This is a genomic window from Vibrio hepatarius, assembly GCF_018860525.1.
Classification (GTDB): Bacteria; Pseudomonadota; Gammaproteobacteria; order Enterobacterales; family Vibrionaceae; genus Vibrio; species Vibrio hepatarius_B.
Genome location: NZ_JAHKPM010000032.1, coordinates 60,348 through 75,271, shown reverse-complemented (window position 1 = coordinate 75,271; position 14,924 = coordinate 60,348). Strand labels below are relative to the sequence as shown.

General features: G+C 41.7%; 18 protein-coding genes. 3 read left to right on the top strand and 15 right to left on the bottom strand.

What is annotated here, in order from left to right; translation table 11 throughout:
- Position 1 precedes the first annotated feature (1 nt).
- From KO511_RS09070 to KO511_RS09030, 9 genes are all read right to left on the bottom strand, one after another.
- On the bottom strand, positions 2-736 hold the full coding sequence (locus KO511_RS09070) for a glycosyltransferase family 25 protein (RefSeq protein ID WP_215987123.1): 735 nt from the start codon (positions 734-736) through the stop codon (positions 2-4).
- An 8-nt stretch (positions 737-744) separates the two neighbouring features.
- Positions 745-1,746 carry a glycosyltransferase family 2 protein gene (locus KO511_RS09065; RefSeq protein ID WP_215987122.1) on the bottom strand — a complete coding sequence of 334 codons (1,002 nt, stop codon included), beginning with the start codon at positions 1,744-1,746 and terminating at the stop codon, positions 745-747.
- Entirely contained in the window at positions 1,746-2,606 is an 861-nt protein-coding gene (locus KO511_RS09060; protein ID WP_215987121.1) for an NAD-dependent epimerase/dehydratase family protein, read from the bottom strand. The genes KO511_RS09065 and KO511_RS09060 overlap by 1 nt, the downstream gene beginning before the upstream one ends.
- Positions 2,606-3,145 carry a dTDP-4-dehydrorhamnose 3,5-epimerase family protein gene (locus KO511_RS09055; RefSeq protein ID WP_215987120.1) on the bottom strand — a complete coding sequence of 180 codons (540 nt, stop codon included), beginning with the start codon at positions 3,143-3,145 and terminating at the stop codon, positions 2,606-2,608. The genes KO511_RS09060 and KO511_RS09055 overlap by 1 nt, the downstream gene beginning before the upstream one ends.
- Positions 3,146-3,199: 54 nt before the next feature.
- Positions 3,200-4,513: a lipopolysaccharide biosynthesis protein RfbH gene (rfbH, locus tag KO511_RS09050; protein WP_215987119.1), complete on the bottom strand. Its 1,314-nt coding sequence runs from the start codon at positions 4,511-4,513 to the stop codon at positions 3,200-3,202.
- Positions 4,513-5,595, bottom strand: coding sequence for a CDP-glucose 4,6-dehydratase (gene rfbG, locus KO511_RS09045; RefSeq protein ID WP_215987118.1), 1,083 nt, complete (start codon positions 5,593-5,595; stop codon positions 4,513-4,515). The genes rfbH and rfbG overlap by 1 nt, the downstream gene beginning before the upstream one ends.
- 3 nt (positions 5,596-5,598) lie before the next feature.
- Positions 5,599-6,372, bottom strand: a complete 774-nt coding sequence (gene rfbF / locus KO511_RS09040; protein WP_215987117.1) for a glucose-1-phosphate cytidylyltransferase — start codon at positions 6,370-6,372, stop codon at positions 5,599-5,601.
- 19 nt (positions 6,373-6,391) lie between these two features.
- The gene (locus tag KO511_RS09035; protein ID WP_215987116.1) at positions 6,392-7,357 is read right to left on the bottom strand and encodes an FAD-binding oxidoreductase; all 966 of its coding nucleotides are present in this window, start codon (positions 7,355-7,357) and stop codon (positions 6,392-6,394) included.
- 78 nt (positions 7,358-7,435) lie between these two features.
- Positions 7,436-8,131: a 3-deoxy-D-manno-octulosonic acid kinase gene (locus KO511_RS09030; RefSeq protein ID WP_215987115.1), complete on the bottom strand. Its 696-nt coding sequence runs from the start codon at positions 8,129-8,131 to the stop codon at positions 7,436-7,438.
- A 93-nt stretch (positions 8,132-8,224) separates the two neighbouring features.
- Between KO511_RS09030 and KO511_RS09025 the strand changes: the two genes are divergently transcribed.
- Positions 8,225-9,295 carry a glycosyltransferase family 9 protein gene (locus KO511_RS09025; RefSeq protein WP_215987114.1) on the top strand — a complete coding sequence of 357 codons (1,071 nt, stop codon included), beginning with the start codon at positions 8,225-8,227 and terminating at the stop codon, positions 9,293-9,295.
- A 22-nt stretch (positions 9,296-9,317) separates the two neighbouring features.
- On the top strand, positions 9,318-10,103 hold the full coding sequence (locus tag KO511_RS09020) for a glycosyltransferase family 2 protein (protein WP_215987113.1): 786 nt from the start codon (positions 9,318-9,320) through the stop codon (positions 10,101-10,103).
- A 49-nt stretch (positions 10,104-10,152) separates the two neighbouring features.
- Here the strand turns inward: KO511_RS09020 and KO511_RS09015 are convergent, their stop codons facing one another.
- Complete coding sequence (locus tag KO511_RS09015) at positions 10,153-11,187, bottom strand: glycosyltransferase family 9 protein (protein ID WP_215987112.1); 1,035 nt, start codon at positions 11,185-11,187, stop codon at positions 10,153-10,155.
- Positions 11,188-11,297: 110 nt separating this feature from the next.
- Here KO511_RS09015 and coaD point away from each other — a divergent pair, with 110 nt between their 5' ends.
- Complete coding sequence (gene coaD, locus KO511_RS09010) at positions 11,298-11,792, top strand: pantetheine-phosphate adenylyltransferase (RefSeq protein WP_125320271.1); 495 nt, start codon at positions 11,298-11,300, stop codon at positions 11,790-11,792.
- Between the two features lie 23 nt (positions 11,793-11,815).
- Here coaD and mutM read toward each other — a convergent pair whose 3' ends face one another.
- From mutM to radC, 5 genes are all read right to left on the bottom strand, one after another.
- The gene (gene mutM / locus KO511_RS09005; protein ID WP_215987111.1) at positions 11,816-12,622 is read right to left on the bottom strand and encodes a bifunctional DNA-formamidopyrimidine glycosylase/DNA-(apurinic or apyrimidinic site) lyase; all 807 of its coding nucleotides are present in this window, start codon (positions 12,620-12,622) and stop codon (positions 11,816-11,818) included.
- A gap of 30 nt (positions 12,623-12,652) precedes the next feature.
- Positions 12,653-13,138 carry a hypothetical protein gene (locus KO511_RS09000; RefSeq protein WP_215987110.1) on the bottom strand — a complete coding sequence of 162 codons (486 nt, stop codon included), beginning with the start codon at positions 13,136-13,138 and terminating at the stop codon, positions 12,653-12,655.
- A 215-nt stretch (positions 13,139-13,353) separates the two neighbouring features.
- A complete protein-coding gene (gene rpmG, locus KO511_RS08995; RefSeq protein WP_004410866.1) occupies positions 13,354-13,524 on the bottom strand; it encodes a 50S ribosomal protein L33 in 171 nt (56 codons plus the stop codon).
- Between the two features lie 13 nt (positions 13,525-13,537).
- On the bottom strand, positions 13,538-13,774 hold the full coding sequence (rpmB, locus tag KO511_RS08990) for a 50S ribosomal protein L28 (protein WP_125320274.1): 237 nt from the start codon (positions 13,772-13,774) through the stop codon (positions 13,538-13,540).
- A 279-nt stretch (positions 13,775-14,053) separates the two neighbouring features.
- Complete coding sequence (gene radC, locus KO511_RS08985; RefSeq protein WP_436840216.1) at positions 14,054-14,719, bottom strand: RadC family protein; 666 nt, start codon at positions 14,717-14,719, stop codon at positions 14,054-14,056.
- Positions 14,720-14,924: the final 205 nt, after the last annotated feature.

Below are 14,924 nucleotides of genomic sequence, written 5' to 3'. Positions count from 1 at the left end.
GTTACCGGACTCTAACTTTTTTCGCATTCCACCAACACAAACGAATGAAGCGATAAAAACGATAAAACTCTCTCGTCGCTTTGAAATAGATCGGGGGTTTAAGTTTAGGTCCGTTATTTTGTATCGTAGTCCCCATATCACAGCGATCAATCACCAAATAAGGAATGATACCGGTGCATTTTATACCCGTTCGATAAGACTCACCGATATAGTTATCCACTGCACATATCCAACGTTTGCTTTTCTCCAGTAACTTTTTAGCTCCACGGGGAGATAAACTATAACCTCTTGTGCCACTTAAATTATTATGCCAAAACACACTCTGAACACCGCCATCAATCTCTTCAAGTAAGGTTACTTTCCCTTTCTGATGCTCAACACGAATGTACTCATAACCCTTTTCATGCATGCGCTTTAAATGGGCCAAAGAAGGCTTCATATGTGATGTGGGTAAACAATCATCTTCAATAATTAAGATGGGTTCGTTCAACTCTACACATTTCTGCCAAAGTCGATAATGACTAGCATAGCAGCCTCTTTCTCCAGGTGTTAACGGTCGGCTACGTAAAACTCTGCGGTGCAAATCATCGGGCCGATCAACTAAATCGCTTGGTAAACCTTCTCGACCGTCAATAGCATTAAAGAATGTGAACGGAACTTCCAATTCTTCTAACATTCGAGCTATCCGCTCTCTTCTATCTATCGAAGACGTCAATGAGATAACAAAAACTTTCATACATTCCTCTACAGAAATACTTTCGTTAGTACTTTTAGCATTGACCAAAAAAAACGAACACGAAAAATAGCAATCAACTTCAAATCCAAATCACTAAGTTTGACATGTTTCTTTACTACACCAAAATCTAACTCTTTGTTTAAACGCGATAAGCGTTCGAAGTACCGAACAGAAAGAACACGGCAAGTGAATGAAATAAGCGGAGACTGATTATAAAAAGCCGCCCTCATATCAAAATCATTGCAAATAAACTTTTCTAACACAGCCTTCTTCATACTTTCATTTTCAGCCCAGCGATAATGCGATAAATTTGCTGTAATTTTTACCGAACTATATTTATTGATGTATCGACACAAAAAGTCGTAGTCTGATGTTGGATAAAGATCTGGGTTAAAGCCACCCAAAGAAAGACATGCTTGTTTGTCGAGTAACATCCCTAAAGAGCCGGGGTTAATGTTACCCCAAAAGCAGTCCTCAAGCGCCAATTCCTTGGTCGCAATTTTACTACCTGCAAGATAAGGTACAATCTCACTGACATGATTAAAGCTTCTATTACTTGGCTTTACCAAACTGTATTGATCATACTCAGAAACAACAGGTAACCAGTTTTCGTCCAACAAGTCATCGTCATTAAGAATGGTTAATTTCTTAGCGTTCGCAAGCTCTATACAACGATTCCAGTTACCAAACATACCGATATTTTCATGATTAACATAATATCTAACATTGCAGGACAAAGACTTCAAAGCTTCAACAATTTGCTGAGAAAACTCTTTAGAATCATCGTTATCCACTATAACAACTTCAAACTTAACCGTGGTGTTTTGTCTAGCGACAGACTCCACGGCCTCCAACAAAAGCTGAGGCCTTCTAAAAGTAGGAATGGTGATAGATACCCTCAATTCATCTATATCGATAGGTTCATAGCTGAACTCTAGATGAGATTTGACCACTTTAAATTGTTCAAAATGATTAACAGTGGAGCCTAAAAAGAACATATTATCTTTCATCAAATCAACTCTTTGATTCCATCTTCAATGGACACTTGCTTATACCACCCTGGAAGGGTTTTATACGTTTGAGCAGGTAAGGTCATAACTTCTCTGTCACGATAGGCTCGCGCTCCCCAGTTAATCTTAATCGGCTGTTCCAAAACTCTCTCTATTATGCCAACCAGTTCTTTTAGCGAGGTATCATCGCCAGTTAGAATCGAAAACTCCTCATTTCGAGTCTCTACCATCGACATTACGCGCTCAAGTGAGATTTGCACTGCACTTAAAACATCACTGATATGGCAGGTTTCAAAGCGCTGACTTCCAGGGCTCATATCTAATGAAGACTCATTTTTGGCTGTTTCAATAAGCAACTGAATGATTTTTTTTCTGTGATCAGCTTTGCCATAAGTATCATTCAAATGGATACTTAAACTACTCCACTGATGCGCATCACTGTAATAGCTGAGAAGCTCTTGAAAAGCTTGCTTGGTAGCAGCGTATAGATTGGCATAGCTATGATCACGGTCACCAAACTTTTGCCACGTGGTACCTATATTGACAATACGTCTAACGCCAGTTTGCTTCATAGCTTCGAGTAAATTGGCACCAAAGCAAATATTTGCATCGATTAAAGGTGCAATATCTTCTTCTCGATGGACTGCGGTATAATAGGTTGCTAGATGAAGTACAATATCAACATCTTTAAGAGCGACCTTAATTGATTCGATAGAACCATCATAAACGTAACTTTTCACCGCATCGCCAACGCCCGATTTCACATCCCTAACAAGAGCATGGATTTCGTAGTCTGATTGGAATTGCTTAATAAATTGGCTACCGATAAAACCTGTGCCACCAGTCATTAATATCTTCACTAGAATGGACTCTTATAATCGCTTAATAACGGAAATGCCTGATCACGTTCAGAAATCACTAATTCGCTAGAGTCAATATCCAACCCCACACTTGACCAGTGTATACCCTTATCTAGCTCCGGTTCGTAAACATGATCCGTTTTATAAAGTAGAGTGGCTCGCTGTGAACAAGTTAAAAAACCGTGAGCAATTCCTTTTGGCAAATAAAGTAACTGGGGCTGATTCGAATTAAGCTGCACCTTTGTCAACCTGCCATAAGTTGGTGATGAGCTCCTAATATCAACAAAAAAATCCATCACCTCGCCTTCTACACATGTCACTAGCTTGTTATGTGCCGCTGGTGGTTCTTGGAAGTGAAGCCCTCTAAGTACATTTTTATTAGAAACAGAATAAAACTCTTCTTGAAGGTCAAAATCGGATAGTGGCGTACCTTCGAAGTGGTTTGGGTGATATGTTTTAATAAACTCACCCCTATGATCTTCAAACTTGGGTAAATCAATCAAATAACAACCAGCAATGTCTAATTCAGATATATTCATATGTTAAAGAAGCCAATGATTTCTCATTGGCTTTCCAATACTCGTTAGGTTTATTTAGAAACTAACACCAAAGAACTCTTCAAACTTTTCAATAATGAAATCTAAATGCTCTTGACCTAGTCCAGGGTAAACACCAATCCAGAATGTATTGTTCATAATGAGGTCGGTATTCGTGAGATCGCCAACGACTCTATAGTTAACACCCTCAAAATACGGCTGCCGAGTCAAATTACCAGCAAAGAGAAGGCGTGTGCCAATACGGTATTGGTCCATGAATTTGAGAAGGCCAACACGCTCAATACCTGCCTCTTCCCGTAAAGTAATTGGGAAGCCAAACCATGAAGGGTCACTGTTTGGCGTGGCCTCTGGCAAGATGATGAATTCCTCGCATGAAGCCAAACCCTCTAGCAGATAGGAATAGTTATCTTTGCGTTTTTGAACTAGCTCTTCAACTCTATCCATTTGCGCAAGACCACACGCTGCCTGCATATCGGTAATCTTTAGGTTATAGCCTAAATGGGAATACGTGTATTTGTGATCATAGCCTTCTGGTAATGAACCCAACTTCTGATCAAAGCGTTTACCACAGGTATTGTCGCAACCTGGTGGACAATAGCAATCACGGCCCCAGTCACGAAATGACTCAACTAGCTTGCGCAGCTCACTGTGTTTAGTAAATACAGCTCCACCTTCTCCCATAGTTATATGATGGGCAGGATAAAAACTTACTGTCGCGATATCGCCGATGCTTCCGACCATTTTGCCATCATAAGTTGACCCTAGTGCATCACAACAATCTTCAATCAGCCATAGATTATATTTATCAGCAACACGTCGCGCTTCTTTGAGATCAAAGGTATTTCCGAGTGTGTGAGCAACCATGATAGCTTTAGTCTTGTCAGAAACAGCTGCCTCTATCATTTCAGGCTTAATTTGGTACGTTGGAATATCAACATCAACAAATACGGGAATTAATCCATTTTGAATCGTTGGGTTGACAGTAGTTGGAAAACCAGCAGCAACAGTAATAACTTCATCACCTGGTTTTAATTGACGCTCTCCAAGTTTAGGAGACGTAAGCGCGGTGAGCGCAAGAAGATTAGCAGAAGATCCTGATGTTGTTGTCAAAACATAAGGAACGCCTAAATACTCAGCTAAACGCTTTTCAAAAGCATCGTTAAATCGACCAGTCGTCAACCAACCGTCTAAAGACGCTTCCACCATAAACTGTAGTTCTTTTGCGCCAAGTACTTTACCCGAAGGAGGTACAACGCTCTCTCCGCCGACAAAGTTTTTTGGTGCATACTCTAGTTCAGCATATTGCTCAACAAGCTCAGCAATCTTAGCTCTTATTTGCTCTTTCGACATTACTTATTACCCAACCTAGAGGCCATGTATTGATTTATTTCATCTATTGTATGTGACCTAACATCTTCATCATTAAGCCAAGCTTTATGCCAGTTAACGATCTTAGTTAAGGTCGTTTCTAAATTCCAAATGGGCGTCCAACTTAAACGCATCTTCGCCTTTGAGCAATCCAACTTGAGGTAGTGCGCTTCATGAGGATGAATGTCTTTACACAACGACCATCGAGCCCCATTGCCCCATAATCGCGCGACTTGGCTAACTATTTTTTCAACTGGCCATGCATCTTCATCTTTCGGTCCAAAATTCCACCCTTCGGCAAAATCCGGGCCATCAAGGTATAACTTTTCTGCAATCAATAGATAGCCTGAAAGTGGTTCTAACACGTGTTGCCAAGGACGAGTGGCATGGGGGTTTCGGATTTCGACACCATTCACTTCACCAAATGCTTTTAGTAAATCGGGAATAAGCCTATCTGCTGCCCAGTCTCCTCCTCCAATAACATTACCCGCTCGAACAGAGGCTAAAGCACAGCCATGGTCTTGGTATTTATCTGCATTAAAGAAAGATTGGCGATAGGATGAAGCCACCAGCTCAGCACAACCTTTACTATTACTGTACGGGTCATATCCTCCCATAGGGTCATTTTCTCGATAGCCCCAGACCCATTCTCTATTTTCATAACACTTGTCAGATGTTACATTCACAATGGCCTTAACCCCACCGACTTGCTTAATCGCTTCAAGCAGATAGACAGTACCCATTACATTTGTTGAATAAGTGTCTATTGGTTCATCATACGACAACCGCACCAATGGTTGTGCAGCCATATGAAAGACAATTTCTGGTTGAAAGTCATGAATTGATTGGCGAAGACAGGCGAAATCTCGAATATCCCCTTCTTCTGACATCATTCCTTGACCAACCTTGGCTTCTTCAAACAAGCTTGGGGTAGTAGGTACAGAAAGTGAATAACCCTTAACTATAGCTCCCATTTCTTGGAGCCATAAGGATAACCAACTTCCTTTAAAACCAGTATGCCCAGTAAGAAACACGCGCTTTCCTGACCAAAACTTAGGGTTCATTAGTTACTCCCAAACTTTCCAAGGTGCTTCACCAGAATGCCATAACTTATCAAGATAAACCTTATCACGCAGCGTATCCATAGGTTGCCAAAAGCCATGATGCTCATATGCCATCAACTCTCCATCCAGTGCTAACTGATTTAGAGGATATTGCTCCCAAACGCAATCATCACCATTTATGTAGTCAAGAACCTGTGGCGACAGTACGAAAAATCCACCATTAATCATGGCTCCGTCTCCTTTGGGTTTTTCCTTGAAACTCATAACCTGACCTGACTGCATATCTAGGGCACCAAAGCGCCCAGGAGGATAAGTTGCCGTCAATGTCGCTTTTTTACCATGCGATTTATGGAACTCAATAGTTTTAGTAATATCAATATCACCAACACCATCCCCATAGGTAAAGCAAAATGCCTCTTCATCTTTTAAATAATCAGAAACACGCCCCAAACGGCCACCGGTCATTGAGTTATCACCAGTGTCTACCAAGGTAACAGTCCATGGTTCAGCACGCTTGCGGTGCACCTTCATTTCATTATTTTTCATATCAAAGGTGACATCTGACATATGTAAAAAGTAATTAGCAAAATACTCTTTTATTACATAGCCTTTGTAACCACAGCATATGATAAAGTCATTAATACCATGCGCGGAATATTGCTTCATAATATGCCAAAGTATTGGTTTACCACCAATTTCAACCATAGGTTTGGGCTTGAGAGACGTCTCTTCACTTAAGCGAGTGCCTAAACCACCTGCCAGTATTATCGCTTTCATTTAATTGCTCCAACTTATATTATTTTGCGGGAGTAAATGCATCTGAATGAAAATGCTGCTTAGTTAAGTTATGTCGAAAAAACAATTCCCGCGCAGAGTCAATCATTGCTACAGAACCACACGCGTAAACATCATAATTATCTAAGTCTGGTATATCTTCAATCACCGCATTTTGTACATAACCTTTACGCCCCACCCACTCGGGTGACTGAGATAAGACAGGAATAAATAATATATTGCCCAATGGCTGAATGATTTTTTCCAAATCTTTACAATAAAGTTCACCTGGTGTTCTCATGCCCCAATATATCCTTACTTGTCTTCTATCACCCTCTTCAACAAGGCTTTCAACCATGGCTTTTACTGGCGCAATCCCTGTGCCTGTGGCAAGAAATATCAGCTTTCTACTTGAAGGGCGGGTAAAGAAAGTTCCTTTAGGTCCTTCAATTCTCATCAGTTGATTCTCTTGGATACTTGAAAATATATGTTCGGACATTTTGCCTTTGGGCACATTACGAATATGCAACTCTACTTCTTTACTAACGTGCATTGCGTTAGCAATTGAGTAGCTGCGCTTAATGCCTTTAAACATTAAGTTCAAATACTGACCCGCTACAAACTCAAATTTGGCTGTTGGGGGGAAACGCAACTTAAGAACGGCAATATCTCTCGTTGGGTAGGTGATACTCGCGACTTTACACGGCAGGGTTTGCTGCTTAATTTTAGCCAACTCTGAAAAAAACTCTGCTTCTATAGTCACATCAGACAGAGGTTTAGATTGACAGGTCAGCACTGTACCGGTAGTCACAACGCAACCATCTTGGTTTAAGATCTGTCCTGATAATACTTTGGCCTCACAGACTCCACAATCGCCGTTTTTGCAGCTGTGCTCTAACATCAGATTTTGCGCTAAGGCATCATCGAGTAAATTATCTTCACTGCTAAAGTGAATCCCAGACGGAGCAAGTGTTACGTCATATTGCATCGGATTTAAAACTACACTTTCTAAATTAATACCACATTATAATCTTTGAAGGACCTCTGTGCGAGATGAGAATAAAACTTACAATTGAGATGTAATTGTAGGCCACTCAGCTTTACACCAATGAATCGTTTTTTGCGCTAATTCCTTTTCAAACGATCGCTTAAGTCTATCGAGATTACCCTGTTTCCAAGCATCGCCGGGCTGGTAAAGGCACTTATCAAAGTCGATTATCCACACTTTTCCACTGTCATCTATCAGGATATTGTGAATATTGAGATCAGTATGGTTGACCTGAGCATTATGCATTTTACCAATTTCCTGGCCAATTTTTTGATACAATTCTGCTGGAAGTGGCTCTTTAATCAAGATAGAAAACAAATCTTGAGCATTCGGTATTTTTTCACTCAGAAGATCAGCTTTGTATATCAACCCGCTACGAACCGCTCTTGCAGCAATAGGTTTGGGAACATTAACACCGGCTTTTATTAGGGTCTTAAGCAGATCAAACTCCTTAAAACTACGGGTTTTTCCCCAACCTAAAAATAAGTAGCTATCGGCAATCAATTTACCAAACAAACCACCACGGCGATAATGCCTCAAAGCTGCTTGTATAGTTTGCGTTTGGACAAACCAGGTGGTGCCTCGCCCCTGAGCATTGCCAATTACTTTACCTTGCTGCTGCCAAAATTCAGGAGAGAAAACCTGCATTGGGTCATCTTTAAGCAAAGTTTCATCGTACCAAATTGTTTGGTTATCAAAATGCAACATTTTCATGCTTGGTTTTCTCTGAATAAATGCTGACTGGTATTTTACATTTATTGAATGGCTCTGCATAATCTTCAACACCGCTAGTGACAAGAAATATCTATGAGCCTTTTTTCATCTCCGCCTGATTCTCTGTGCATTCTGCGTTTATCCGCCATTGGCGATGTGTGTAATGCCGTTGCCGCAGTGCAGGCGATTCAGCGTCAGTGGCCTCAAACAAAGATTGTCTGGGTTACTGGTAAACTTGAAGCAAAGTTGCTGGAAGGAATATCAGGTATAGAAATAATAGTTTTTGATAAAAAAGAAGGCTGGCAAGGATATAAAAAGCTATGGCGAGCGCTGAAAGGACGCAAATTTGATGCACTTTTGCATATGCAATACGCCTTTAGAGCTAGCCTTGCTACCTTAGGTATCAAAGCTACGTATAAACTTGGTTTTGACGCAGTTAGAAGCCAAGATTTTCAGACTTTATTTACTAACGTCAAAGTCCCTTCTCCTAGTTCGATGCACGTACTCGATGGCTTGCTGGCATTTGGCCATACGTTAGGTGTTGCAGATATGACACCAACTTGGTCACTAGCTTATTCAGATCAAGACAAATTCTGGGCAACAAAACAACTGTATGCCGAGAAAAGAAGCCTTGTCCTCGTTCCTGCTGCAAGTAAAGCATACAAAAATTGGACTCTGCAAGGATACTTAACCTTGATCCAGCACGTCACTCAGCAAGACTGGCAAGTTGTCTTGGCTGGTAGTCCTGCTCAAATAGAGCTGGATTTAGCCGCCGAGATAGAAAGCCAATCTAAATATGACATCAATAATCAAGTTGGTAAAAGCTCGCTCAAACAAATGCTCGCTCTCATCGACAATGCCGATCTTGTCATCGCACCTGATACTGGCCCAGCGCATATTGCCAACGCTATGAATACTCCAGTAATTGGGCTCTATGCACATCACAATCCACAGCGAACTGGCCCCTATCAATATCGCCAATATGTAGTTTCAGCTTATGAGGAAGCCGTCTTGGCTGAGACAGGAAAGTCTTTTGAAGAACTTAACTGGCGAGCTCGCGTTAAAGACAAAAATGCTATGCAGCGTATTCAACCACAGCAAGTCATCGCTATGTTTGATAAAATGACTAGCGAACTGGATCTGACTACCAATCTGCAAAAGTAATTCTAATCTATGAGGTATCCGTGTGAGTAAACCAAGTATTGCGGTCGCCTTGATCGTAAAAAATGAAGCACAGCACTTAAAAGCCTGCCTTGAAACCGTACATAGCTGGGTGGACGAAATTGTAGTGTTAGACTCTGGCAGCACGGACAATACTGAAGCTATTGCCCGTAGCTTCACCGATAAATTTTTTGTTAATACCAGTTGGCCTGGTTTTGGGCCGCAGCGTCAATTAGCACAGTCATACGTAGAGTCTGATTATGTTCTTTGGCTTGATGCCGATGAGCGCGTCACACCTGAACTTAAAAACAGCATCATATCAGCAGTGAGTGCTAACCAACCAGATACCATATACCAGACTGCGCGGCTAAGTTGGGTCTTTGGCCGTTATATCCGCCACTGTGGCTGGTACCCAGACAAGGTTCTACGCTTATACCCAACCAAACTGACACAATACAATGACGCACTGGTGCATGAAAAAGTCCAAGTATCTAAAGCAATGAAAGTGGAAACACTAAAAGGCGACCTTATTCATTTTACCTATAACGACATGAACCACTATTTGGTTAAGTCAGCAGGGTATGCCAAAGCGTGGGCTGAGCAAAGAGAGAGAAAAGGCAAACAGAGCAGTATTTCACAAGGCATATTGCATGCTCTTGGCTGCTTTTTGAAGATGTATGTTCTAAAGGCAGGATTCCTTGACGGTAAACAAGGCCTGCTGCTTTCTTTACTATCGGCGCATTCGACCTTTGTTAAATATGCCGATCTCTGGATTAGAAGCGAAACAGACAAGATGCCAAGCTCGTTTTAAATCGGTCTTGCTTAGCAAGCCAAAGGCAAAAGTTGGCGCCTTTGGCCCTTTATTCCAACTTGCTGTTTACCCATGGCTGTAAGTCTTTAACAACGGAACTGATATCAATTCTGGCCATATCTTCCTGGCTGGCTTTATCATCCGCTTGTGGTGGACAGAAAGCAATGTGATTATCTTGGGAGTTAATCGGCTTCCAACGCAGCGGTGTTGCAGAGCGCTTACTGGGGAAAAACCCTACAGTTGGCACGTCGATAGCAGCAGCGATGTGCAGCGGTCCTGTAGAACCTGCAATAAACACATCGGCGCAAGCAATGGCAAGAGCAAAATCAATTAAGCCCTCGTTCTTGTCATAAACCACAGAATATCTGCCTTTTTCTTCTAACAAACTGTGTAATTCTGCTGCTTTTGGTTCCTCTCCGGGGCCGGCGGTTAGCACGACCTCTGACTCTGCTGATAACCCACAAATCAGCTCGGTATACTGTGATAAAGAAAGGTTGTTAGCAGAGCCTCCGCTACCTACATGGACGAACAGCCAAGGTCTCTCTCTATTCAAATCAAATTGCTGCGCGAGCTTTTGCTTTTGGTTGTCAATTTCTTGGGATGAAAAAGACAAATAAGGCGCTTTAGGCTCAACTATCTCTTTGCCGAGATCAGTTAAAAAAGCTCTTATTAAGTCGAGGTTGTATTCGTATTCAGGCTTAGCCGATTGTGAACGCTTCTGCTTAATACGCTTATTGTATAAAATCTGCGCCAGCTTAGTCGCTGGTGCCAAACGATACGGAATGTTTGCTTTCCAGACTAATTTGGCGTTGTAAATTGTCGAAAATAGATTAATCGAAGCATCAAAGCACTCAGACTTTAGTATCTCTACCAAAGATGACTGGGCTTGTTTAGTACCCTTACTTGTCGGATCAACAAGCACCTCATCTATCCAAGGACAAAGCTTGGCAAGAGCTACAGTATAGCTAGGAACCAACGCAGTGATCTTACAATCAGGTAAAGAGGCTTTAAGCATGGCAAAGCTTGGCCAAGCAAGCATAAAGTCGCCAATTTTATCGTTTCGGACAACCAGTATTTTTTTCATTACATTTCAAGAGATCGAACTTTTGTCTCAATGATAACGGCTAAGTTGGGTAAACGTGAGCCTTTTTGTTACCATTAAGCGAGATAAATAAATCTATTGAGTACATAACAGTGACCAAAAAACGTCTTTCCAGAGTAATATACCCAGGGACTTTTGACCCTATCACCAATGGCCACTTAGATCTGATAGAGCGAGCAGCTGATATGTTTGACCAAGTCACCATAGCCGTTGCAGCAAGTCCTAGTAAAAACACCATGTTCACATTAGATGAACGAGTAACCTTCGCCCAGCAAGTAACTCAGCATTTAGATAATGTTAACTCTAAAGGTTTTTCCGGCTTGATGGTTGATTTTGCCAAACAAGAAAACGCAAATGTTCTGATTCGAGGCTTGCGCACTACAGTAGACTTTGAGTATGAGTTTGGTCTCACCAATATGTACCGCAGATTAATGCCAGGTTTGGAAAGTGTATTCCTAACTCCTGCAGAAGAGCATGCGTTTATCTCTTCAACGATTGTACGAGAAGTGGCTATTCATGGCGGTGATGTGACTAACTTTGTACCAGAAGTAGTAGCGTATGCATTAAAAGGAAAAAACCATATATAAAATCAGCGGCAAAGCCGCTGATATCATTGCTGGCAATTATCACAGAAAAACGTATTACGCTGACCAATTTTCTGCTCTTGAATGGTTCCACTACAGTTCTGGCAAGGCTCACTAGCCCTACCATATACTTGCAATTTTTGTGCAAAGTAACCTGGCTTGCCATCTGCTTGAGCAAAATCCTTAAGCGTGGTTCCACCTTGCTTAATTGCAGTATCGAGAACCTGCTTTATTTCCTTCACTAGCCTTACCCATTCGTTATCAGTAAGTGAGCCAGCAGAACGACTAGGGTGAATTCGAGCGCCAAACAAAGACTCACTGGCGTATATGTTTCCGACACCAACAACAATCTTGTTGTCCATAATAAACTGCTTCACCGCAACGCGCTTTTTGTTTGCTTTAGCCATGATATATGGCGCATCAAATGCTTCTGTTAAAGGCTCTGGCCCCATTTTAGCCAATGCTTGATGCTCACCATTTTCAGTCCAGAGCCAAGCACCAAAACGTCTAGGATCGTTATAGCGCAACACTTTTCCATTGGTCAGCTTTAAATCTACGTGGTCATGCTTGCTCGGCTCTATTTCTGCATCGAGCACTCGCAGCGAGCCTGACATACCTAAGTGTACAATCGCACTGCCAACATTAGTTTCAATGATTAAATACTTGGCTCGACGAGAAATACTGCGTATTACCTGGCCTTCCATTTTCTTTAATTCATGAGGGATATCCCAACGTAATTTAGGGGTTCGAAAAGTCAGTTTTGCTACTGTTTGTCCGGCTAGGTGTGGAGTGATGCCCAGACGACTTACTTCCACTTCAGGTAATTCAGGCATAGGACTCTTATGCTTATTGGATAGAGTCGACTAAGGTAACAAATAATCAGGCTTAACTGAAATCGCTACCCATTGATCTTGCCAGTTTTTTAAGAGCCAAAATTTCGGAGTTTTATAGAAGGTGATCCTCTGGGGCTCTTCTTGATCTTGATACCAAACTTCAATTGTACGCGGCGAACTCAGCTGAGGTTTAAGGCTATCAAAAGTCTGCACGCTGACTTGGGTGCCCATTAAGCTTATCCAGCGCTGAGCTAATTCAGCCGCAGGCACATAGCTTTGCTTAGTTAGGTTCCATTGTCCATTTTGGTATTCCAACGACCAATCAGAAAAATGCAGCGCCCTTAACTCAGCCGATGGATTTAGTAGGTAGGGATGAGCATCACTAATAACTGTCGAGTCATCATTAATTAAATAAGTTTTAATAATGGTTGGCAGATTAAGAATCATAATAAAGGCAATAATGCCTAGAATCATGATGTTGTTCCAGCGACGACGCCTCGAAGTAGAAACACGCATGGGTTGAGTTTTCCGTTTAAGTTACTGTAACAAAAGGTAGCAGAAAAAAATCATGAGGGAAATGAAAGAGAAATTTGCTTTGATTGGCAAATCATCTCTAAATAGATAGTTAAAGCGAGATCTACACTTAAATATTGACGAAAAACAAAAAACCCAGCAAATATGCTGGGCTTCTAGTATAGACTTCCGCTAGAGAAGCCTAGAAGAAGAATCAATTACTTGATTTTCGCTTCTTTGTACATAACGTGCTGGCGAACAACTGGATCAAACTTTTTGATCTCAAATTTGCCTGGCATATTACGCTTGTTCTTATCAGTCGTGTAGAAGTGACCAGTACCTGCTGAAGATACTAGACGGATTTTCTCACGTACGCCTTTCTTTGCCATTGCCTATTTCCTCTTAAACGTTTTCGCCATTTGCGCGAATGTCAACAAGAACAGCATCAATGCCTTTCTTGTCGATGATACGCATACCTTTAGCAGATAGACGTAGTTTAACAAAACGTTTTTCGCTCTCTACCCAGAAACGATGAGTTTGTAGGTTCGGCAGAAAACGACGCTTAGTAGCATTACGTGCGTGTGAACGGTTGTTACCCGTTACTGGACGCTTACCAGTTACTTGGCATATTCGTGACATGAATGTCTTCTCCAAAATCGTTTCAGCTCGATATCAACCTTGGTGGCCGAACCTCTCTATTTCTTCTCGTAGAAGAATGTAGAGGTCTTATACCGTTATGGAAACCCATACAAGGCTATCAAAGGTCGCGCATTATACTAACTTGACTAGCATTGCTCAAGACCCGAACAGATCCTTTTTCAAGGTTTTCGTGATCTTTTTTAGGCAGAGCTGATAATAGTTCAAAAAATGTCGGGCGATTGTAGCAGAATTCACGCAACTCACAACAAGTAATGTGATTTAAATCCATCCACGTTCTGCAAAGGAAACCACCTCCCCATCACCAACCACAAAGTGATCAAGGATACGAATATCGACTAGAGCCAGTGCATCCACGATACGACGCGTGATTCGGCGGTCTGCCTGACTTGGCTCAGCAACGCCAGAAGGGTGATTATGCGCTAATATCAAAGCCGCTGCATTGTGATCAAGCGCCCGCTTTACCACCTCTCTTGGATAAACAGATGCACTGTCAATCGTACCCTCAAACAATACTTCTCCTTTAATTACTCTATGCTGGTTATCCAAAAACAGAATATAAAAGGCTTCACGAGAACGATCGCGTAATCTACTGACTAGATATAATTTGGTCTGTTCAGGGCTAGTCAGAGCTTCCCCTCTCGCTAAGCTTTCATATAAGTAGCGCTGCGTCATTTCTAATGCTGCTTGCAATTGAACATACTTAGCCTCACCGAGTCCCTTATACCGACAGAGTTCTGTTTTGCTTGCAGAAAACAAGCAACGCAATGACCCCAAATCCCTAAGAACCCAATCTGATAACTGCAAGACATTCATGCCCTTAGTGCCTGTACGTAGAAAAATAGCTAACAGCTCAGCATCCGTAAGCGACTGAGCTCCTCGGGTTAACAACTTTTCCCGCGGTAAGGAGTCGCGAGGTAGTAACATAGATACAATCTTCATCTGGGGAACAGTAAACCAGCATAGCTACAACCATGCAGTTAATCACATTAAATGATTTTGCCTTCGAGCAAGTGAAAGATTTTCAGTAAATAATAGGTATATAAGTACGGAGACAAAACAAAAAATGGTGAAACTAAAAACAAACCGTGCCATTTCTAGAGTCTAAATCTGCTGCGTGGTAATCTAGTCA